The organism is Bacillus sp. EKM208B (assembly GCF_011800725.1).
GTDB classification, from domain to species: Bacteria; Bacillota; Bacilli; order Bacillales; family Bacillaceae; genus Bacillus; species Bacillus velezensis.
The window spans coordinates 1-385 of the sequence record NZ_JAANHO010000038.1 but is presented as its reverse complement, the minus strand read 5'-3'; the positions used below and the strand labels follow the sequence as shown (position 1 = coordinate 385).

Below are 385 nucleotides of genomic sequence, written 5' to 3'. Positions count from 1 at the left end.
TACGTTCCCGGGCCTTGTACACACCGCCCGTCACACCACGAGAGTTTGTAACACCCGAAGTCGGTGAGGTAACCTTTATGGAGCCAGCCGCCGAAGGTGGGACAGATGATTGGGGTGAAGTCGTAACAAGGTAGCCGTATCGGAAGGTGCGGCTGGATCACCTCCTTTCTAAGGATTTTAACGGAATATAAGACCTTGGGTCTTATAAACAGAACGTTCCCTGTCTTGTTTAGTTTTGAAGGATCATTCGATTCTTCGAGATGTTGTTCTTTGAAAACTAGATAACAGAAGTAATTCACATTCAATTAGTAATGCAAGATATCACGTAGTGATTCTTTTTAACGGTTAAGTTAGAAAGGGCGCACGGTGGATGCCTTGGCACTAG

Annotated in this window: 1 rRNA gene; it reads left to right on the top strand. The window is 45.5% G+C overall.

What is annotated here, in order from left to right:
• A 16S ribosomal RNA gene (locus tag G9F75_RS19735) occupies positions 1-168 on the top strand; the annotation flags it as partial.
• Positions 169-385 lie beyond the last annotated feature (217 nt).